This is a genomic window from Pseudomonadota bacterium (assembly GCA_039196715.1).
In the GTDB taxonomy this organism is placed as follows: Bacteria; Pseudomonadota; Gammaproteobacteria; order CALCKW01; family CALCKW01; genus CALCKW01.
Map to the genome: position 1 here is coordinate 13,675 of JBCCUP010000033.1, position 20,442 is coordinate 34,116.

Annotated in this window: 20 protein-coding genes; 13 read left to right on the forward strand and 7 right to left on the reverse strand. The window is 65.8% G+C overall.

Annotated features, from left to right (window positions below; all coding sequences use genetic code 11):
- Positions 1–51 precede the first annotated feature (51 nt).
- The gene (locus tag AAGA11_12575; protein MEM9603692.1) at positions 52–1,722 is read left to right on the forward strand and encodes a DUF4153 domain-containing protein; all 1,671 of its coding nucleotides are present in this window, start codon (positions 52–54) and stop codon (positions 1,720–1,722) included.
- On the opposite strand, the gene AAGA11_12580 is transcribed toward AAGA11_12575, so the two are convergent.
- The gene (locus AAGA11_12580) at positions 1,688–2,611 is read right to left on the reverse strand and encodes a LysR family transcriptional regulator (protein ID MEM9603693.1); all 924 of its coding nucleotides are present in this window, start codon (positions 2,609–2,611) and stop codon (positions 1,688–1,690) included. The genes AAGA11_12575 and AAGA11_12580 overlap by 35 nt on opposite strands.
- Positions 2,612–2,727: 116 nt before the next feature.
- Here AAGA11_12580 and AAGA11_12585 point away from each other — a divergent pair, with 116 nt between their 5' ends.
- The 6 genes from AAGA11_12585 to AAGA11_12610 all read left to right on the forward strand — a co-directional run bounded on the left by AAGA11_12585 (position 2,728) and on the right by AAGA11_12610 (position 10,028).
- Complete coding sequence (locus AAGA11_12585) at positions 2,728–4,176, forward strand: aldehyde dehydrogenase family protein (protein ID MEM9603694.1); 1,449 nt, start codon at positions 2,728–2,730, stop codon at positions 4,174–4,176.
- 5 nt (positions 4,177–4,181) lie between these two features.
- The gene (locus tag AAGA11_12590; GenBank protein MEM9603695.1) at positions 4,182–5,159 is read left to right on the forward strand and encodes a membrane dipeptidase; all 978 of its coding nucleotides are present in this window, start codon (positions 4,182–4,184) and stop codon (positions 5,157–5,159) included.
- A 294-nt stretch (positions 5,160–5,453) separates the two neighbouring features.
- Positions 5,454–7,130, forward strand: a complete 1,677-nt coding sequence (locus AAGA11_12595; GenBank protein MEM9603696.1) for a hypothetical protein — start codon at positions 5,454–5,456, stop codon at positions 7,128–7,130.
- Complete coding sequence (locus tag AAGA11_12600; GenBank protein MEM9603697.1) at positions 7,127–7,693, forward strand: DUF3726 domain-containing protein; 567 nt, start codon at positions 7,127–7,129, stop codon at positions 7,691–7,693. The genes AAGA11_12595 and AAGA11_12600 overlap by 4 nt, the downstream gene beginning before the upstream one ends.
- A gap of 91 nt (positions 7,694–7,784) precedes the next feature.
- The gene (locus tag AAGA11_12605) at positions 7,785–8,264 is read left to right on the forward strand and encodes a prepilin-type N-terminal cleavage/methylation domain-containing protein (protein MEM9603698.1); all 480 of its coding nucleotides are present in this window, start codon (positions 7,785–7,787) and stop codon (positions 8,262–8,264) included.
- 222 nt (positions 8,265–8,486) lie between these two features.
- A complete protein-coding gene (locus tag AAGA11_12610) occupies positions 8,487–10,028 on the forward strand; it encodes a trimethylamine methyltransferase family protein (protein ID MEM9603699.1) in 1,542 nt (513 codons plus the stop codon).
- A 9-nt stretch (positions 10,029–10,037) separates the two neighbouring features.
- On the opposite strand, the gene AAGA11_12615 is transcribed toward AAGA11_12610, so the two are convergent.
- The 4 genes from AAGA11_12615 to AAGA11_12630 form a co-directional block, all read right to left on the reverse strand.
- Positions 10,038–10,589, reverse strand: a complete 552-nt coding sequence (locus AAGA11_12615; protein MEM9603700.1) for a DUF4442 domain-containing protein — start codon at positions 10,587–10,589, stop codon at positions 10,038–10,040.
- 57 nt (positions 10,590–10,646) lie between these two features.
- Positions 10,647–11,330, reverse strand: a complete 684-nt coding sequence (locus tag AAGA11_12620) for an SDR family oxidoreductase (protein MEM9603701.1) — start codon at positions 11,328–11,330, stop codon at positions 10,647–10,649.
- An 82-nt stretch (positions 11,331–11,412) separates the two neighbouring features.
- Positions 11,413–11,820: a GFA family protein gene (locus AAGA11_12625; protein ID MEM9603702.1), complete on the reverse strand. Its 408-nt coding sequence runs from the start codon at positions 11,818–11,820 to the stop codon at positions 11,413–11,415.
- A gap of 76 nt (positions 11,821–11,896) precedes the next feature.
- Positions 11,897–13,114 (reverse strand): ROK family transcriptional regulator, encoded by a 1,218-nt coding sequence (locus AAGA11_12630; GenBank protein ID MEM9603703.1) that lies wholly within the window; start codon positions 13,112–13,114, stop codon positions 11,897–11,899.
- A gap of 193 nt (positions 13,115–13,307) precedes the next feature.
- Here AAGA11_12630 and AAGA11_12635 point away from each other — a divergent pair, with 193 nt between their 5' ends.
- The 4 genes from AAGA11_12635 (at position 13,308) to AAGA11_12650 (ending at position 16,894) form a co-directional block, all read left to right on the forward strand.
- Positions 13,308–14,336 (forward strand): sugar ABC transporter substrate-binding protein, encoded by a 1,029-nt coding sequence (locus AAGA11_12635; GenBank protein ID MEM9603704.1) that lies wholly within the window; start codon positions 13,308–13,310, stop codon positions 14,334–14,336.
- 91 nt (positions 14,337–14,427) lie between these two features.
- On the forward strand, positions 14,428–15,498 hold the full coding sequence (locus tag AAGA11_12640; GenBank protein ID MEM9603705.1) for an ABC transporter permease: 1,071 nt from the start codon (positions 14,428–14,430) through the stop codon (positions 15,496–15,498).
- Positions 15,495–16,274, forward strand: a complete 780-nt coding sequence (locus tag AAGA11_12645; GenBank protein MEM9603706.1) for an ATP-binding cassette domain-containing protein — start codon at positions 15,495–15,497, stop codon at positions 16,272–16,274. The genes AAGA11_12640 and AAGA11_12645 overlap by 4 nt, the downstream gene beginning before the upstream one ends.
- Entirely contained in the window at positions 16,271–16,894 is a 624-nt protein-coding gene (locus tag AAGA11_12650; protein MEM9603707.1) for a nucleoside/nucleotide kinase family protein, read from the forward strand. The genes AAGA11_12645 and AAGA11_12650 overlap by 4 nt, the downstream gene beginning before the upstream one ends.
- Positions 16,895–17,100: 206 nt before the next feature.
- Here the strand turns inward: AAGA11_12650 and AAGA11_12655 are convergent, their stop codons facing one another.
- Positions 17,101–17,478 (reverse strand): carboxymuconolactone decarboxylase family protein, encoded by a 378-nt coding sequence (locus AAGA11_12655; GenBank protein ID MEM9603708.1) that lies wholly within the window; start codon positions 17,476–17,478, stop codon positions 17,101–17,103.
- Positions 17,479–17,701: 223 nt separating this feature from the next.
- Between AAGA11_12655 and AAGA11_12660 the strand changes: the two genes are divergently transcribed.
- Complete coding sequence (locus tag AAGA11_12660) at positions 17,702–19,093, forward strand: aminotransferase class V-fold PLP-dependent enzyme (protein ID MEM9603709.1); 1,392 nt, start codon at positions 17,702–17,704, stop codon at positions 19,091–19,093.
- A 21-nt stretch (positions 19,094–19,114) separates the two neighbouring features.
- Here the strand turns inward: AAGA11_12660 and AAGA11_12665 are convergent, their stop codons facing one another.
- Positions 19,115–19,738, reverse strand: coding sequence for a queuosine precursor transporter (locus tag AAGA11_12665; protein ID MEM9603710.1), 624 nt, complete (start codon positions 19,736–19,738; stop codon positions 19,115–19,117).
- 78 nt (positions 19,739–19,816) lie between these two features.
- On the opposite strand from AAGA11_12665, the gene AAGA11_12670 reads away from it, so the two are divergent.
- Positions 19,817–20,278, forward strand: a complete 462-nt coding sequence (locus AAGA11_12670) for a GNAT family N-acetyltransferase (GenBank protein MEM9603711.1) — start codon at positions 19,817–19,819, stop codon at positions 20,276–20,278.
- Positions 20,279–20,442 lie beyond the last annotated feature (164 nt).

A 20,442-nucleotide genomic window follows, 5' to 3' on the forward strand; every position in this document is an offset into this window, starting at 1 on the left:
CAACTAGACTCAGTTCGACAACGAGACCTGCATCCACGGAGAGCACCGGCCATGACCGCGCTGCCCACCATCCTGGCGGCCCTCGGCGCCGCGATCTGCATCGCCGTCGAACGCCTGGCGGACCGCACCTGGGAGGCGGTGTTGAGCCAGGACACACGCATCGCGTTGGCCGCCGCGTTGGCCGCCGCGGGGGTGAGCTTCGCGCTGTGTCTGACGCCACGGCGTCCGCTGCGGGACACCGGCTTTGCGCTGGTCGGCGGCGCCACGGTCGGCGGCCTGGTGTACGGCCAACTCCACCTCGACACGCTGAACGGGTACAGCGTGACGACGGTGTTCATTGCGCTCGGCATCGCCTTGCCCCTCTACCAGGCGAGCGGGCCGCACCCGCGCTCGCTCTACGCCGCATTGCACCGCCACGCCTGGACCAACATCATCGTGGGCAGCCTGAGCCTGGTGTTTGTGGCCGTGGCGTTCGCCTGCGCATTCTTGCTGGCCGCGCTCTTTGCCCTGGTCGAGATCGACGTGCTGAAAGACTGGCTTGAGAACGCGACGTTCAACGCAGGGCTTGCGGGCGCGGCTGCGGGCGCCGCCGCCGGCGTGTTGCGGCAACACCACGGTGTCGTCTCGGCCACCCAGGGCGTGGTCCAGAGCGTGTTGTCCATCCTCGCCGTGCCCGTGGGCATCGGCCTGCCGGTGTTCCTGCTCGCCCTGGGAGGCACCGGGCTGAGCCCGCTGTGGGACGCAGACTGGAGCGCAACGGTGACCGTTCTCAGCGCGGCGAGTCTGGCGGTGCTGCTGGCCAACAGCGTGTTGCGCAGCAGCGACGAGGACGTCACCGACAACCCGGTCACGCGGCTCGCCGCCCGCGCACTCGGCCTCTGCGTGCTGCCGTTGACCGCGATCGCCGCTATCGCGCTCGCACTCCGGGTTGAAGCCCACGGGCTGACACCCGAGCGCATCTGGGGTGGCATCGCGGTCGCCGTCGCGTTGCTCTACGGCCTGGCCTATCTGGTGGCCCTGCTGCCCGGCCCACTGTGGATGAACCGCGCTCGCCGGGGCAACGTGGTGCTCGCCACGCTGGTCTGCGCCCTGGCACTGATCCTCGCGACGCCAGCACTCGACCTCGGCGCCATGGCGGCCAGACAACAGCTCGCGCGGGTCAGCGCCGGCGAGGTGACGGTGGATCAGTTCGACGCCGCGGCGCTCGCGCACGATTTCGGACCCGGGGGACGGCGCGTGCTTGTCGAGCACGACCCAGGCGGCGACGCCGCGCTCAGCGAGCGCATCGCCGTAGCCCTGCAGGAGGATGGCAAACACCAACAGGCGCTCGGCACGCTGAAGGCGCTGTTGACAGTGCAACCCGCCGGGCGAGCCGCGCCGGACGCGCTGCTCGAGCTGCTGATCTCGCGTCGCGCGTGCGACGGCAGCTACTGTTATCTCGTGCTGGCACCGACGCACGCCATGACCGTGTCGGACACGTGCTACCGGCGCAATCGCAGCTGCCAGCCCAGCGTCCGTCACTTCATTCTGTCCGAGAACGGTTGGGGCCGATACTACGGGCAACACGACCGAATCGAGTCCGGGCAGAACATCGAACTGAACCGCGCCGCCGCCGCCGGCGCCATCAGCCTGCGCACGGTCACACGCGCGCAGGTCTACATCGGCGACACCCCGGTCGGTCAGCCGTTCAAACCGGGGCCGTTTGCCGAGCTCCTCGAGTGAGGCCGCCGGCCTCGAGCCGTGCCGACAGCACACCGGCCTGTGCGACCACGAGATCGGCGAAGGTCGCCGCAGCCGGGTTCAACTCGCCCTCGGCCAGCAGGTGAACCGTGCGGGTGACCGCGTTGTCCGCGAGCGGCAAGGTCGCGACCGAAGCCGACTCGGGCACGGCCAGGGCCGGCAACAGCGTCACGCCGAGCCCGCGTTCGACGAAACTGATCATCGAGGCCACGTTGTGCACCGTGACGGCCGGGTCGGCAGTCAGTGCGTCCACCTCGGTGCGGCCGATCAGCCCCAGCAGACCGTGGGCAATGAACCGCTCGCCGGCGAGTGCAGCCCACTGCACGGGCCGACCCGTTTTCACCAACCAGTGGTCGGACGCACACACGACCAGAAACGGTTCGGTCAGCAGCGTGTGCGCGCGGGTGGTCGGACTGACAGGCGCGCGGCTGGCCAGGCCGATGTCGGCTTCGTTGTCGCGCACGAGCTCGCTGACGGCGAGTGAGTCGACGTCGCGGATTTCGAGCGCGACGTCGGGTGCCGCCTGCTGAAACGCCGCGACCACGTCCGGCAACAGGTGCGTCGCGATCGACGGCACCGCGGCGACCCGCACGCGCCCGATCCGACCGGCGGCGTAATGGCAGACGGCGAGCATCGCCGTGTCGAAATCGGCCACGGCAACCCGCGCGCGCTCGAGCGCGAAGCGCCCGAGTGCCGTGAGCTGCGATTTGCGCTCACCGTCGAACAGCGGGCCGCCAAAGGTAGCCTCCAGTTGTTTCATGGTGGTCGACACAGCAGAGGGCGTGCGGTTGAGGCGCTCGGCCGCTGCGGCCAGCGTGCCGCACTCCGCGACGGCGATGAACGCCCGCAAGGCGTCGGGTTTTGGCAACATGGAACTACTTCAATTTTTTTGAAATTTCGTGTGTAAAATTTCGTTTGACTCTAAAGACTACCCCACCCACGCTCTGCCTGTGATGACAAAGCGTTCAGACTGAGGGGACAGCAACCGTGCGCACACAAAACCACATTGCCGGCGACTGGGTGGCTGGCGCGTCCACCGTGCCCAATCACAACCCGTCGGACCTCAGCGACGTCATTGGCCACTTCGCCCAAGCCGACACCGCAGACCTGCACCGTGCCATCGACGCGGCAACCGAGGCGCAGCGCGCCTGGGCCAGAACCGGTCTCGAACACCGCCAAGCCGTCTTGCACCGCATCGGTGAAGCCCTCATGGCACGCGCGACTGAACTCGGTACACTGCTCGCGCGCGAAGAGGGAAAGCCGCTCGCCGAAGGCAAAGGTGAGGTCTACCGCGCCGGCCAGTTCTTCACCTACTACGCGGCCGAGGTGCTGCGTCAGATCGGCGACACGGCCGACTCCGTGCGACCGGGTGTCGAAGTCACGGTGCACAGGGAGCCGGTCGGCGTGATCGGCATCGTCTCGCCGTGGAATTTCCCGACCGCCACCGCCGTCTGGAAGATCGCGCCCGCGCTCGCATTCGGCAATGCCGTCATCTGGAAACCCGCCAACCTCGTGCCCGCGTCCGCCGTCGCGTTGACCGAGATCATCGCCAACCAGACCGAGCTGCCAGCGGGCCTGTTCAACCTCGTGATGGGCAGCGGTGGTGCCATCGGCCAGGCGCTGGTCGAACACCCCGGAATCGACGCGATCAGCTTCACCGGTTCAGTCGACGTCGGCAAGGGCATCGCCGCCGCCACGGCACGAAATCTCACCAAGTTGCAGATGGAGATGGGCTCGAAAAACGCCCTCGTCGTGATGGACGACGCGAAGCTCGACACCGCCGTGGCCGCCGCCGTTGGCGGTGCCTTCGGGGGCACCGGGCAGAAGTGCACGGCCTCTTCGCGCGTGATCGTGCACCGCAAAGTGCACGATGAGTTTGTCGAACGCTTCGTCGCCGGTGCCAAGGCCCTGACCGTCGACCACGCACTCAAGGACGGCACCCAGATCGGTCCGGTCGTGAGCGAAACCCAACTGCAACAGAACCTCGACAACGTCGAGCTCGGCAAACGCGAGGGCGCCGAACTCGTCTGCGGCGGCGACCGCGCGACGCGCGAGACCGACGGCTATTACATGAACCCCGGTGTCTTCATCGGCGGCACCAACGCCATGCAGATCAACCGCGAAGAACTCTTCGCCCCGCTCGCGTGCGTGATCGCGATCGACAGCTACGACGAAGCCCTCGCCACCGTCAACGACACCCGCTTCGGCCTGACCTCCGGCATCATCACCGAGTCACTCGCGCGAGCCACACACTTCCGCCGCCACGCGCAAACCGGCTGTGTCATGGTCAACCTGCCCACCGCCGGCACCGACTACCACGTGCCCTTTGGCGGTCGCGGCGAGTCGAGCTACGGTCCACGCGAACAAGGCCAGTACGCGGCCGAGTTCTACACCACCGTCAAGACCAGCTATATCGCCGCCGGAGACCCAGTGTGAGCGCTGTGCGGATCGACGGCCTGCAATACGCCAACTGGTCGGAGACCATCTTCCGTGAAATGCGCGCAGGCAAGGTCGACGCGGTGCACGTGACCATCGCTTACCACGAGAACTTCCGCGAGACCGTTGCCAACTTCGAAACCTGGAATCGCTGGTTCGAGCGGTACCCCGACCTCATTTGCAAGGCGGTCTCCGGCGATGACGTGCGCGCAGCCAAAGTTGCTGGCCGCACCGCGATCGTGTTCGGTTTCCAGAACCCCTCGCCCATCGAAGACGACATCGGGCTGGTTGAGATCCTGCACGCGCTCGGCGCGCGCTTCATGCAACTCACCTACAACAACCAGTCGCTGCTGGCGACCGGGTGCTACGAGGCCGAAGACACCGGCATCACCCGCATGGGCCGCGAAGTCATCCGCGAAATGAACCGTGTGGGCCTCGTGATCGACATGAGTCACTCGGCCGAACGCTCGACACTCGAGGCGGCCGAGATCAGCGAGCGACCGATTGTGGTGAGCCACGCCAACCCCACGAGCTGGCACCCGGCGCTGCGCAACAAATCAGAGGCCGTGATGCGCGCGCTGGCCGAGAGCGGCGGCATGCTCGGATTCTCGCTCTACCCACACCACCTGAGAGGCGGCTCCGACTGCACACTCGAAAGCTTCTGCCAGGCGATGGCGGATGCCGCCGAGGTCATGGGCGTCGACCACCTCGGCATCGGCTCCGACCTCTGCCAGGACCAGCCCGACAGCGTGGTCGAGTGGATGCGGGTGGGCCGTTGGAGCAAATCGATCGACTACGGCGAGGGCTCGGCCGACAACCCGGGCTTCCCGCCGATGCCGTCCTGGTTCGGCGGCAACACTGATTTCGACAACATCCAGGCGGGGCTGCGGGCAGTCGGTTTCAGCGCGAGCGATGTCGACGCCCTCATGGGCGAGAACTGGCTGCGGTTCTTCGACGCCAATTTCAGCCCGAAAGCGACCTGAACCCCACCGGCGACACCGACAGAGGCCACACACTCAGGCTTGAGTCTCCCCAGCCGATGGCATCTGGATGCTGTCGACACGAGTTGAAGACTTGAGCGAAAACAGTGGTTTGCGAGAACCGTTGCGCAGTGTACGTGTCAGTACATGAGCAGCGGAAGCGTACAATCCGTTCCACGGCGGCACTGTTTGCAGCCGATAATCCGACCCGTGACGACCGTATCCGACGTATAAACGGGATCAGATACACGGGATCAGACGGGCCACTGCAGGCCCGCTCAACGCGAGGTCCAGAGCATGCACAGTGACACAGCCTTACGCGATCCGAATGAGGTCACCCACCTCGCGCGACTCGGCAGTGCCCATGCGCACCGGCTGTCGTTCATGCGGGTGTTGTTGCGCCGGCTGAAACGCGAGAACTGGCGCTTCAGCCGCCACCGCTTCGAGATCGACGCCAGTGGCGTGGGCCGTGCTGTCTACCTCGCCGCCGGCCCCGAACGCACCTACGCGCTGGTGGCCTTTGCCCACGATCTGCCCGACGAACTACGTTCCGACCGCGTGATCGCCGAGGCGTGGGACACCACCTTCTGCTTGCACGACGGTGTCCCAACCGACGCCGACCTCGACCGTCTGGCGGCCAACGTCCCCAAACAGGAAGCCGGCCGCATCAGCGGACGCGAACTGTCGCTCTCGCGCGCAAACCGGTCCGTGCGCCTGTTCAAAACGGTGATCGACGCCTTGTCGCGGGGCCAGCAGCCCGACGCCGACGAGCTGATGCGGGTCGGGTACCTGATGCGCACCACCGCCGTGTACGGCTCGGGCAAATTCGGCGCTGCCGACCGCGACGCGATCGCCGGCCGGGCCGAGTTCACGAGCCCGTTTCAGGTCGAACTGCTCAACGTCTACCTGATCCGCGCCTTCACAGTCGACCTGGTCGAACACATGGCCATGGCCCGAGGCGGCGACAATGCGGTCGCGCTGGACCCTGCGCTTCGGCGCACGCTCGGCGTGGGCAATTCGACCGGGCTCGGCATGGCGCCCTTTCTGGTCAACCACCCGCGCCTGACGCACGCCTGGCTGCACGCGCGCGAGACCGCGCTGGCCCGGGTGCGGGCGCTGCCAACAGCAACACAGCAAGGCGTCGAGACCTTCGTACAGTTTCTGCGCCGCGCCCAGCGCAACGCCGACACCTGGCACAGTGAGCACCCGGTTCAACAACCGAAAATCGCGTCACTGGTGGCAGACTTGAACCGCCTGAGCCACCACCTCGACAGCTTTGACTGGCAAATAGCGCAACCCTGGAACGCCCTGTGGCGCTGGGCGGAGTCTGCACTCGGGCTCGAAGGCCAGGAACAACTGCTGGCGCTGATGCTCGAACCGCACGGCGTGCTCGTCGACGACCTCGCAGACCGCCTCTCGACCGCGGAGCCGTTTCCGGCGCTCGACGCGCGCGGCACCGTGGGCAGCCTGCAGGCCTTCCTCGACACCCACTACGCTTGGGCGCTGTCCATCGACCACACGTCCGACACCAGCCGCGCACGCTTCTGGTACGTCTCGGAGGAAAAACTCGAACCGCGTCTCGGCGAACGCTTCGATGAACCCGGTGCCGAGCGCGAGCAACCACTCGGCATCAGCTGGCAAATTCGCCAGCTCGCCGAGGCACTCGCCGCCTGCGACCCCGATCTGCCACTGGCTGATTTTCTCGCACGCCACCCCGAACACCGGCACACCGTGCGCCGCGCTCAGCTCGCGCCGCAGCACCCCTACATGGAGGTGCGCGACAACCTGCTCGACGCAACCATGCTGCCGATCGACCTGCTGCGCGTGAAGCTCGCGTTCTTCGGTGCCAACCGCTTTGATCCGCGCTCGGACCGCTGGCTGCGCATCACGATGTTCCAACACGCCCCCTACCCGCACGAGCTGCAGGCCGGCGAGGCCGATGACTGGTGCTACCCGCGGGTCGCCAACGCGTGATCGTGTCGCTCGGCGAAGTGGAGGCGATGGTGCGCAAGGCCGCGCGCGGCGCTGGCTGGCCGTGGGGCCATGCCGAGGAACTCGGCGCGAGTGCGCGGGCCTTGTGCGCGGCAGGGTTTCCCGGCGCCGCGCTGGCGGCAGCGCTGCTGGACGCACACGGCGACGACGGTACCTGTCCGATTCGTCAGTCCGCGCACTGGTGTGACACCCGGCAGCTGCCTGACGCTTCCGTCACCGTGCGCTGCCCGCTGTTGAGCGTGCCGTTGCTTGCGACGGTGTTCTGTTCTGACAACCGTGTCCTTCAGGCCCGGTGGGACGGGGCCATGATCACCGCCGATGCTACCGGCCACACCTGCGCAGACGACCCACACCGGGCCGCGACCACCGGCGCCCGCGGTATCAAGTTCACCGCCGTACACCACACACCCGCCAGCCAGGCGGTTGCGCGCGCCGTCGGCGTCGAGGTGCAAGATGCCAACTGGCACGCGCTCGACCGCCACGCCCAACACAGCTACGTGCCAGCCAGCGAGCAATCGCGCATGGGCGCCGGGCCAACAGACTGACGCCACCGACGTCATCGAGGCCCGGGCAGCATTCAACGTCTCAACGTGTCTGCCGCTACGTTGACTCTGAACAACAGTTTCGGAGGGTTCCGTGCCCAAGCGACAGTCCGGCTTTACCCTAATTGAGTTGATGATTGTGATCGCCATCATCGGCATTCTTGCGTCGATCGCTGTGCCGTCCTACCGCGACTACGTGCGCAAGAGCAACGCGGCGGAGGCGCTGGCTTTGCTCAAGACCATGTCCGACAAGGCGATCCACTTTTACAACGTGAACGGCACCTTCCCGTTTCGGACGTCGACCATCGCAGCGTGGGATTCGAGTGTCTCGGCGACAGAAACCGACTACGCAACCGATGTGGTGCACTCAATCCACTTCCGAAACGATGTCGGGCCAGCCAATTCTGGTCAGGTGTGGGTGCGGCTGAACGGCGGCGTCTTTGGGCCCAGCGGTCGGCGCCATTTGCGTGCTGTGCTGCAAGATCGCGGTGGTATCATCACGGTCGACTGGTGCGATCAAACCGGTGGCTGGCCCACTGAGACCGATATCTGGCACTACTTTGACTGCCCATAGCGATCCACGCTGACACACCCAACGAAAAGACCGCCACAGAGCGGTCTTTTTGTTTAGCCGCGTTGGGAACCTGTGCGGACCCACCGGTCTGGCCATTTCACTCGCCAACTCAAGGTCAACGGCCTGAAAGCGACATCGCGTCGCGCACACCGTCGTTTCCGGGCTCGCAAGAGGCCAATCGCCAAACGTACAGTGGCTGCTTTGCACCACGCCGCATCAGCCATGTCCGAGCCCAACCGCCGCCGCAGTCGCCAGTCGCGTCGCACCGCGCGCCTCGATCAACGCACGCCCATGCTGCCCGCCCTGACGCGCCGCTTGCCCTTGACCGAGCCGATGGACGAAGAACAGATCCGCAAAGTGGACGACGCCTCAATGTCGATTCTCGAAGAGGTTGGCGTGGTGTTCCGCGATGAGATCGCGCTTGACGACTGGCGCTGCGCCGGTGCGAAGGTGGTCGGCGAGACGGTCTACCTCGACCGCGCCCACGTGCGTGAATTGATCGCAAGCATTCCAAGCAGCTTCACCTACCACGCGCGCAACCCGGACAACCATCTACCCTTCGGCGGTGACCGCGCGATCTTCGTGCCGATGACGGGCGCACCCTACCTGCGCGACCTCGACGACGTTCGACGCGCACCGACGCTCGCGGATCTGGCCAATTTCCACAAGCTCGCGCACATGCTGCCATCGATGCACAGCTCGGCACACCACATCGTCGAGCCGATGGACCACCCCATCAGCCACCGGCATTTGCGCATCACCTACTCGTCCATGAAGCACTCGGACAAGACCTTCATGGGCATGACCACGAGCCCGAAGAACGCCGAAGACGTGCTCGACATGGCAGCGATCCTGTTCGGTGAGGACTACCTCGAAACCCACCCGGTGGTCACCGGCAACTGCAACGGCAATTCACCGCTCGTCTGGGACGAAGTCATGCTCGGCGCCTTGCGCGCCTTCAGCCGACGCAATCAACCGATCCTGTGCTCGCCTTTCGTGCTCGGCGGCGCGAACACGCCGGCGTCCACAGTGCCCGCAGTGGCCCAACTCAACGCCGAGGCCCTGAGTTGCCTCGCCTACACCCAGGTGGTGCGCAAGGGCGCCCCCGCGATCTACGGCCACTACCTCAGCACGGTGTCGATGGCCTCGGGCGCGCCAATGGCGGGCACGCCGGAAATCAGCCTCATGAACTTCATGATCGGGCAGATGGCGCGGTTCTACGGCGTCCCGTGGCGCACCTCGAACACCCTCGGTGGCGCGAAAACGCTGGATGCACAAGCCGGGTACGAGAGCGCGACCACACTGATGGCGGTGTTGATGGCCGGCGCAAACTACATCTGGCATTCCGCCGGGTGGAACGAGGCCGGCATGCACTGCTCGATGGCAAAATTCGTTGTCGACGCCGAGCAGTGTGCAGCCGGCTACCGCATGGCCGAGGGGTTGCGTTGGGACGACTTCGACGCGGCCCTGGCCGCCGTTCGCGACATCGGCCCGGGCGGTCACTACCTCGGCCACGCGCACACCATCGAGAACTTCCAGCGCGCGTTCTTCATGCCGAAGCTCTTCGACAACAACAGCTACGAGCAGTGGGTTGCCGAAGGCGAGCTCGACACCACCGCGCGTGCGATCACCAAGGTCCGACAGCTGCTCGAAGCCTACGAGGAGCCGCAGCTCGACCCGGGCACCGACGAGGCGCTGCGCGACTACATCGCACGACGCGAGCGCGAGATCCCCGCTGCTGACGCGCTCAACAACACACACTGAGGGCGACGCTCACCCCCCCGAACGCGCCCCACTCGCCTCGGACGCACGTCGCTGCTTCTTTGCCTTGTAGTGTGCCTTGGTTGCAATGTAGAGCGTCTTGTCGATCTCGCAGAACACCGTTTTGCCGCCACGATCGGTGTAGCGTGTGGTCTTGACGTAGACCATCTCGCCCGCCGACTCGACTTCCGAACGGATGGCCTCAACCTCCTCCGGCGTGTACACGCTCTCGGCAACCACATCCTGGTAGGCCGGCACCTTGAAGCGGATCTCGGCTGACTTGTCCCAGACGATGTACTGGCTGTCGAGCAGGTTGATCAGCTGCACCATCGGCACCGGGTCAACCGCCGAGAACAGGCTGCCACCGAAAATGGCGCCCACGTAGTTGCGGTTTCGGTAGTCAATCGGAACTTCGACGACGATGCGCAGCAGGTCATCCGAGACACTCACGACCCGTCCTGTGGTGCGCCGGTACATTGGTGACCAGTTCAGGCCATGTTTGAAAAGCGAAGAGCGCTTGAAGAATCTAGGGCCGTACTTGGCAATCGATTGGTAGACGGACATCGAGATCTTGTTCGTGTGTCAGTTCGCGGGTAGCGGATGGGCAAGCCAGGGCATGCATCACCACGGGTGCACACGCCCGTCCCAGGTGTAGAAGGTGCCGCTCTGCTCGAGGGTGAGCGACAGCGCCAGCTTGACGATGCCCGCCGCGCTCTCGTCGGGAGAGATATCGGCCGCATCACCGCCCATGTCGGTGCGCACCCAACCGGGGTGAATCGGGCACACGGTGATGTTGTGTTCGCGCCACTCCTGCGACAGCACGTGCATGACCTTGTTCAGTGCCGCCTTGGAACTGCGGTATGCGACCAGGCCGGTGCCACCGTGCTGCAGTGAGCCCATCTGACTCGACACCGTGACAACGCGCGGGTTGCCCGACCGTTTTAGCGGGGCAAAGAGCGCCTGACTGACCCACAGCGGCGACAGGGTGTTGATGCGGAAGGTGTCCAACCAGCGCTCAGCCGTGAGCGGGTCGTCGGCCTCGCGGCCCGGCCCGATGACACCGGCGTTGTTGATCAGGAGGTCGAGCGTCTCGTCAGCCAGCGCCTCACCCAGTTCGGCCACGGCCTGCTCGTTGACCACGTCGAGGGCGTGCAGTCGCACGCCGTGGCTGTCGACCAGCATGGCGAGCTCGGCGCCCGGTTCGCCGCGGTGGGTTGCGATCACCGAGAGACCGGCCTCGCAGAAGTGCTTCACCAACGCGAGTCCGATACCGCGCGCCGCTCCCGTCACCAGAACTGTTTCCATGACCCTGTCGAATTCGCCAGCCGAGGCGCAGCATGCTACCCGATGCCGTCGGCGGGCAGAAGGTGTCACCGCGCAGCGCGCATCAGGGTGCGTCGTGTTCGCAGAACGGCAACGGCGACCCGTCGTCACACACCCACGGGGCCCGCGACGCCCAGTGCTCGCGGACCGTTGGCCCGCTTGGCGGCGCGGTGTCGAGCGCACCCGCAGGCACGACAGCCCAGCGCCCGTCCCGCGTCAGCCGCGGTACCGCGCAGCCACACTGGCTGCAGACCGCCGTCGCGAAGCTGTCGGCACTGGGCAGGTCCCACCGCCGCACCGCCGACTCACCGGTCAACCAGGTCAGTTGCGCGGGCGCGACGATCAGCACCGCCGCACGGTCGGCGCCGGTCGCCTTCCGACACCGCAGGCAATAGCAATACGTGAAGGCCTCGATCGGCGTCGCGACCTCGAAGGCGACACTGCCACACAAACAACTGCCTCCGAGTGGCATGGTCACCTCCACGCGCAACACCCTGCTCTTACGTCCACCGCGTTTCCTCGCCATCAGCCCAGTCAGACCCGGTCCATCAAGACACCGAGCTGAACAACACGCTCTGGTTCAGAAAGTACCGCTCCATCATCACACGGCTGGCACCGCCGAGCACGCGCGCCGTCTGGCCGAGGCTACCGCCGATCACGTCGGGGCTGGTTACCCCCTTTTGATCGATCTCGGTCAGGCGTTTTTGCACGCGAGCGACCAGGTCAACCTTGACGTCGTCCGGAAAAATGCCATCGATGATTGCCGCCTCGAAGTCGACAATCGAACAGGCGGACCCGATCGCAACAGCCAGGTAGTGCGCGACGGTGTCGAGCCAGGGCTCGACGTCGGCGCGGTGCCGCACCCACTGTTCGGGCGCTTGCCAGTTGACATCACGGCCCTCTGGCGTGTGTTTGGCGACGCGCTGCTCAAGTGACAGCACCGACGCGTGGTGCAGCAATTGGGTTGTGCTGCCATTGTCGTGGGTGAACACCATGGTGCCCAGCGTTGCCGCGTTGCCGGTTCGCCCCGGGTAGAGGGTGCGGTTGAGCACAATGCCGCCGCCGATGAAGGTGGCGACAAAGAAGTACACGAAGTCGTGGTATTGCACACCCTCGCCGAATGCCAACTCGGCGCCGCACGCCGAGGTGCCGTCGTTATAGACAAAAACCACGGTGTCGGTAGCGTCGGACAGCAGTTCAGCAAAGCGGCTATCGCGCCACGCCTCGAGCCGGGTCTCCGGCACACCGAGTTCGGCCGGCCACTCCCAGATGCGGCCCGGCATCGCGATGCCAGTGCCAATGACGCGTCGACGCTGCCCTGTCGAAAGCGCGGCAAGCAACTCACGCACACCGGCAATGGCAAACTGCAGAAGTGCCTCAGGATCGGGCCAGCGGTAGCCCACACTGCGCCGGGCGCGGACTTGCCCGAGGAAATCGACCAACACCACGTCCGCACTTCGCCGGCCAATCGTGACCCCGACCGCGTAGGCACCGTCTGGGTTGAGCGACAGCGGTATCGAAGGTTGGCCAACCTTGCCCCGCCGCGGCTCCCCTCGGACCAGCAGCTGGTCTTCCTCGAGCCCGCGAATCAGCACCGTGACCGCTTGCGCAGAGAGGCCACTGAGCCGCGAGACGTCGGCCTTGGCCAGGCTGCCGTGACGGCGCACCAGCGAGAGCACGAGCCGCTCGTTGTACGCCTTCACGCGTACCTGGTTGGCGCCACCGCTGCTCAATGCCGGGCGTTCGAAGGTGTGCTGTTCAGCCAAGCTGTGTTCCAGATACCGGGGGTGTTCGGACGAAGAGCACCGTAACAGGCGAAGATAAATAAATCATTTTGATTTATTTATTGACAGCCTTGCGCACCCGGTGCCACGATTCGCACCATATTGCTGTTTGCAGCAATATGACGCACACCGCGACCCTCACACGACACGCTGTCGCATTCCGAAGGAGAGGAACATGAAAAACGCCCTGATCGCATCCGTGCTCGGCGCACTGACTCTGGGCCTGATGTCACACGGCGCCCTGGCCGGTGGCCACGGCATCGGCGCCTGCCTGATCACCAAGACCGACACCAACCCTTTTTTCGTGAAAATGAAAGAGGGTGCCACGGCCAAGGCCGAGGAACTCGGCATCGAACTCAAGTCCTACGCCGGCAAGATCGACGGTGACCATGAAACCCAGGTTGCCGCCATCGAGACCTGCATTGCCGATGGCGCCAAAGGCATCCTGATCACCGCGTCCGACACCAAGGCCATCGTCGGCCCCGTGCAGCAGGCGCGCGATGCCGGCTTGCTGGTCATCGCACTCGACACCCCGCTCGAGCCGATCGATGCCGCGGATTCCACCTTTGCCACTGACAACTTCCTCGCTGGCGAGCTGATCGGCAAATGGGCGGCGGCGAGCCTCGGCGACGACGCGGCCACTGCGCGCATTGCCATGCTCGACCTCGCCATCAGCCAGCCCTCGGTGGGCGTGTTGCGCGATCAGGGTTTCATGCAAGGCTTCGGCATCGACCTCGCCGACCCGAACAAGTGGGGCGACGAGACCGACGAGCGCATCGTCGGCCACGAAGTCACCGCCGGCAACGAGGAAGGCGGTCGCAAGGCGATGGAGAGCCTGCTGGTAAAAGACCCGAGCATCAACGTGGTCTACACCATCAACGAGCCGGCCGCAGCCGGAGCCTACGAGGCGCTCAAGGCCGTCGGTCTTGAAGACGGCGTGCTGATCGTCTCGGTCGATGGCGGTTGCCCGGGCGTGGCCAACGTCAAGGACGGCGTGATTGGCGCGACCTCGCAGCAATACCCGCTGCTGATGGCCTCACTCGGCGTCGAGGCGATTGCCGCCTGGGCCAAAGACGGCACCAAGCCCGAGAACACGCCGGGCAAAGCCTTCTTCGACACGGGCGTCGCCCTGGTGACCGACACGCCCGCGCCGGGCGTCGACAGCATCGACGTCGCTGAAGGCATGGCACGCTGCTGGGGTTAAACTCGGACCCGACCGGTCTAACCCAGCCCGCCAGGGCGCCCAGTGCGCCCTGGCTTTCTCGTTGACTCCCCTACCCTGAACAGCCCGCCCCATGTCAGACAGCAAAGCGCGCTACGAAGAGGCCACAGAGACCTCACCGACCGACGTTGCGTCCTTCGAGGCCGAGCAGAAAACGGCCGTCCAGCACATCCAGCACTGGCTGCACCGCACCCCGGCCGCCGTGCCGTTGATCGTCCTGCTGGCCTCGATCGCCTTGTTCGGTGTGTTGCTCGGGTCGAAATTCTTCTCGCCCTTTGCGATGACGCTGATCCTCCAGCAGGTGCAAATCGTCGGTATCCTCGCTGCTGCGCAAACGCTGGTCATTCTGACCGCCGGCATCGATCTGAGCGTCGGTGCAATCGCGGTGTTGTGCTCTGTCATCATGGGGCAGTTCACGTTTCGCTACGGCATGCCACCGAGCCTCGCGATCCTCTGCGGACTGATCGCAGGCACGGTCATCGGTGCGATCAACGGCTGGCTCGTCGCCAAACCGAAACTGCCGCCCTTCATCGTGACCCTCGGCACCTGGCAGATCGTGCTGGCCGCGAACTACATCTACTCGGCGAACGAGACGATTCGGTCCCAGGACGTCGAGTCACAGGCGCCCCTGCTGCAGCTGTTCGGGACCAAATTCAAGATGGCGGGCGCGCAGGTGACGCTCGGCGTGATCGCCATGTGCGTGCTCGTCGTCGTGTTGGCCTACGCCCTCAGACACACGGCCTGGGGCCGCCACGTGTACGCGGTCGGGGACGACCCCGAAGCTGCGGAACTCGCGGGTGTTCAGGTCAACCGCACCCTGATCTCGGTCTATGCCCTGGCCGGCCTGATCTGCGCGCTCGCGGGCTGGGTCATGATCGGGCGCTTCGGCAGCGTGTCGCCCTCGCTCTCGACCGGCCAGATCGGCAACATACAAGCCATCACCGCCGTCGTGATCGGCGGCATTTCCCTGTTCGGCGGACGGGGTTCGATACTCGGCGCCTTCTTCGGCGCGTTGATCGTCGGCGTGTTCGAACTGGGGCTGCGCATGGCGGGCGCAGACGCGCAGTGGACCTACCTGCTGATCGGCCTGCTGATCATCTCCGCGGTGGCGGTCGACCAATGGATCCGAAAGGTGGCAGGCTGATGCACGACCCGATTCTCACAACCCGCGGCCTGGTGAAACGCTACGGGCGCGTGGTCGCACTCGATCACGCCGACTTCGACCTCTACCCGAACGAGGTGTTGGCGGTGATCGGCGACAACGGCGCTGGCAAATCGACGCTGATCAAGGCGATCTCGGGGGCCATTCAACCCGACGAAGGCGAGATCACGCTCGACGGCAGCCCGGTCCACTTCAGCTCGCCACAGGCCGCGCAGGAACACGGCATCGAAACGGTCTACCAGAACCTCGCGCTGTCGCCCGCCCTCTCGATCGCCGACAACATGTTCATGGGGCGTGAAATACGCAAGCCCGGCATTCTCGGCAGCTGGTTTCGAAAGCTCGACCGCACGGAGATGGAACGGCAGGCGCGGCAGAAGCTGTCCGAGCTCGGACTGCTCACGATTCAGAACATCAACCAGGCAGTCGAAACGCTCTCGGGTGGCCAGCGCCAGGGCATCGCCGTGGCGCGTGCTGCGGCCTTCGGCTCCAAAGTGGTGATCATGGATGAGCCCACGGCCGCACTGGGTGTCAAGGAAAGCCGCAAGGTCCTCGATCTGATCCAGGACGTGAAAGCCCGCGGCCTGCCGATCGTGCTGATCTCACACAACATGCCGCATGTGTTTGAAGTCGCCGACCGCATCCACATCCACCGCCTCGGCAAACGGCTGTGTGTGATCAAGCCGCAAGACCACTCGATGTCGGACGCGGTGGCGTTCATGACTGGCGCTGCCGAGCCGCCGCACGCCGACGCGGCGTGACGGTTCACCCCGAACTCAGAGACGCCGTCGTCGCACGCAGCCGCGACACGGCGCGGTTGCTGTTGGCCATTGCCGGGCCACCCGGCGCCGGCAAAAGCACCGTCGCCGCGGCCTTGCACGACGGTCTCGCGCAGCAGGGCGTCGCCAGCGTAGTGGTGCCGATGGACGGTTTTCACCTCGACAACGCCGTGCTCGACCAGCGCGGCCTACGGCACCGCAAGGGCGCGCCGATCACCTTCGACGCTGCCGGTTTCGTCGAGGTGGTCAAAGCCCTTCGCGACGCCGAGACCGATGTCTCGGTACCGGGTTTCGACCGCGCTGCGGACCGCGTGGTGCCGGACCACTACCGCGTGGCGCGCGCGGACACGGTGGTGATCGTCGAGGGCAACTATCTGTTGCTGACCTCACCGCCCTGGTGCGAACTGCACGGGCTGTTCGACATCACGGTGTTCCTCAACCCGGGCATCGACACGCTCGAACGCCGACTGGTGCAGCGCTGGCTCGACCACGGTCACTCGGTCGACGCCGCCCGCGCGCGGGCGAGTGACAACGATATCCCGAATGCGCACCTGGTGGTCGAACGCTCCGCCGCAGCCGACTGGGTACTGCGGAACGCCTGAGGCGACTGGATGCTGTCGTCACGAGTTGACAAATCGAGCGAAAACAACGCTCCCGTGGAACGGTGTGCGAGAACCGCAGCGCAGTGCGCGTATTGGTTCAGGCCAGCGGCGTAAGCGCAGCAAAGCGTGCGACGACCGACGTACGACGCTCGACGTGCGACGCCCGCACCGTATACAGCCGATTGTCCGGCTCGTGACGACAGCGTCTAGAGTGCGCCGCGCTCCTCCAACACCTTGCGTGCGACCCGAAAACACTCGAGCGACTGCGGCACGCCGCAATAGATGCCGACCACGTGGATGATCGCGCGGATCTCCTCGGTGCTGACACCGTTGTTGAGGGCGCCGTTGCAGTGGATCTCCCACTCGTGCATTTTGCCCAACGCCCCGATCATCGCGAGGTTCATCATCGAGCGTGTCTTCGCGTCGATCGCGTCGTCGCCCCAGCCAAAACCCCAACACCAGGCCGTCATCGCCTCCTGGAAGGGGCGCGTGAAATCGTCGGCCGCTGCGAGGTTCTTTTCCACGTACTCGGCGCCGAGGGTGGCCTTTCGCTGGGCCAGGCCGATGTCGAATTTGTTATCCACAGGTCAGTCCTCTGTTGGTGGGCCACCCGGTTATGACAATTCCGGCGCGGCAGGCGCCCGCCGCGACACTGCTGCGGGCCGGCGCAGAGTGTGGGGCAGCCGCCGGCGAAGCTCAACCGACACCGCCACCTCCCCTGAGACACCGCCCAGCTGCCTGCGCCTCTGCTACCCTGCGCCGGTGTGACCCCGCCCCCTGTTGACCTGACACGAGAGATGCGAGCGCATGCGACCCGTGATTGACCGACTCCGCCGCGAGCGCGAACAACCCGAACTCTTGCGGCAAGCCGGTGCCTACGGTGCCGCCTACCTTGAGCAGGTCGACGCCCGGCGTGTCTACCCCGACGACGACGCCGTGGCCGCACTGACCGGTTTTCAAGAACCCCTGCCAACCGACGGCACACCCGCCGCGTCTGTGCTCGACGCCCTGCACACGCTCGGCTCACCCGGCACGGTGGCCCAACTCGGCGGCCGTTATTTCGGCATGGTCAACGGCGGTGTGCTGCCCGCGGCGCTCGCCGCCCGCGTGCTCGGCGACCACTGGGACCAGAACCCGGCCCTCTACGCGCTCTCACCGACCGTTGCAACGCTCGAGGACGTGTGCGAAACCTGGCTGAACACGCTGCTGGACCTGCCCGAAAACACCACACTCGGCGTGGTCAGCGGCAGCTCGATTGCGATTTTCGCCGCCCTGGCAGCCGCGCGCTGGCGCCTGCTCCAGAACGCGGGGTGGGATATCAACGCCCGTGGCCTCTGGGGTGCCCCCAGGCTGCGGGTGATCACCAGCAGCCACACGCACGGCACGGTCAAGAAAGCCATCGCGCTGCTCGGCTTCGGCCTCGACGGTGTGGAATGGGTCGAGGTCGACGCCGAGGGACGCCTCGATCTGGCCCACTTGCCGGAACTCGACGCGCACTGCCTCGTTATTTTGCAAGCCGGGAACGTCAATTCCGGCGCCTTCGACCCGTTCGACACCGTCTGCGACCGCGCACGCGCCGCGGGCGCCTGGGTGCACATCGACGGTGCCTTCGGGCTCTGGGCGGCGGCCAATCCGGCAATGGCGGACCTCACCCGTGGCATGGCGCTGGCGAACAGCTGGTCAGCTGACGGTCACAAAACACTCAATACCCCTTACGACAGCGGGCTGGTTTTCAGCGCCGATCGCGAGGCCCTGGTCGGCGCGCTTCAGCTGTCGGGTGACTACGTCGTGTGGGGCAGCGCGCGGGACAACATGCTGTACACCCCCGAGATGTCGCGGCGCGCCCGCGGCGTGGAACTGTGGGCGGCATTGAAGTCACTGGGCCGCGCGGGTGTCGCCGAACTCGTGCAGTCCCTGCACGAGCGGGCTGTCCAGTTTGCCGACGCCCTGCCTGCGACGGGGCTGCAGGTGTTGAACGACGTGGTGTTCAATCAGGTGTTGGTGTGCGCCGACTCGGACGCGGAAACCGACGCGCTGATCGCCGCCCTGCAACGCAGTGGCGAGTGCTGGGTCGGCGGGTCGAGCTGGTTTGGGCGGCGCGTGATGCGCATCAGTGTGTGCAACTGGTGTACGACCGCCGAGGATGTCAGCCGTACGGTCGACGCGATGCGCCGCGCGCTGCAGGACCTGCGGTCCTAGGCCCGAGCGCCATCGACCGCGTCAGGCGGCCCGCACCTGCCAGCGCGCACTGACCGCGCGGTACGGGCCGAGCGCGATCAACGCCAGGCCGAGTTTGACACCGAAATCCGCGACGGCGAGCGACACCCAGAGCGGCGCGACCGGTCCGACGCCGAGCACCGGCAGCATCTCATTGGCCCAACTAACGTCGTTGCCGGGCTCTAGGAAGCTGAACGCCGAGGCAAAGGCGATGCTGAAGAACAGGGCGGTGTCGAGCGACGAACCCACCAACGTCGACGCCAGCGGCGCGCGCCACCAGGAGCCGTCGCGCAGCCGGTTGAACACGCCGACGTCGACAAGCTGCGCGGTCAGGAAGGCGAGGCCGGACGCCAGCGCGATGCGCAAAGTCACCAGCGGCCCGAATTCGCCGTGGATCTGACTGCCAACCAGCGAACACGCCACACCCACCAGAAAGCCGGCGAAGACCACACGACGCGCAATCGTTGCGCCGAAGCGCCGGTTGGAGAGGTCGGTCACGAGGAAAGCGAACGGATACGTAAACGCGCCCCAGGTGAGCCAGTCACCCAGGAGGTGCTGGACCAGGATGTTCGAGACGACGACCACCGCCGCCATGGCAGCGACGGCAAACAGGATGGTTCGGTTCATGACGCGGGTTTCTTGAGGTGCACAAGCGTAGCCGTACAATTGTACCAAACCACACACCAACGCCGGGACACCCACGCCATGGACATCGCACAGGACCGCCGTCTCGACGCCGCGGACGTGATTGCCTTGCTCGAGTCACACCTCGAGGACATGCGCGCGATCTCACCGCCCGAGAGCGTGCACGCCCTCAACCTCGATGCCTTGCGTGCACCCGACATCCGGTTCTGGACGGCGCGGGACGACGCCGGCCAACTCATGGGCTGTGGCGCACTCAAACGGCACGACAGCACACTCGGCGAGATCAAGTCCATGCGCACCCACCCCGACCACCGTCGCAAGGGCGTTGCCGCTGCCCTGCTCGTGCACGCTCTCTCGGCGGCGCGGGACGACGGCCTGCGCACGGTCAAACTGGAAACCGGATCGACCCAGCACTTCGAACCGGCGCGCGCACTGTACGCCGCGCACGGGTTCGAACCGTGCGGCCCCTTTGCCGACTACACCGACGAACCGCACAGCGCGTACATGGGAATCAACCTGTAGGTCCCGCTCGGGCCGCCGATTCAGACACAGCGGCGGCGGCATGCACTTCATGCACGAACCAAAATAAACGCGTGTTGGCGGTCGATCGGCACTACACTGCGCAAGGCTTGGCAAGGCACCACGGTGGTCTGACCCATTTGGGCTAGATCACTCGCGGTGGGCCA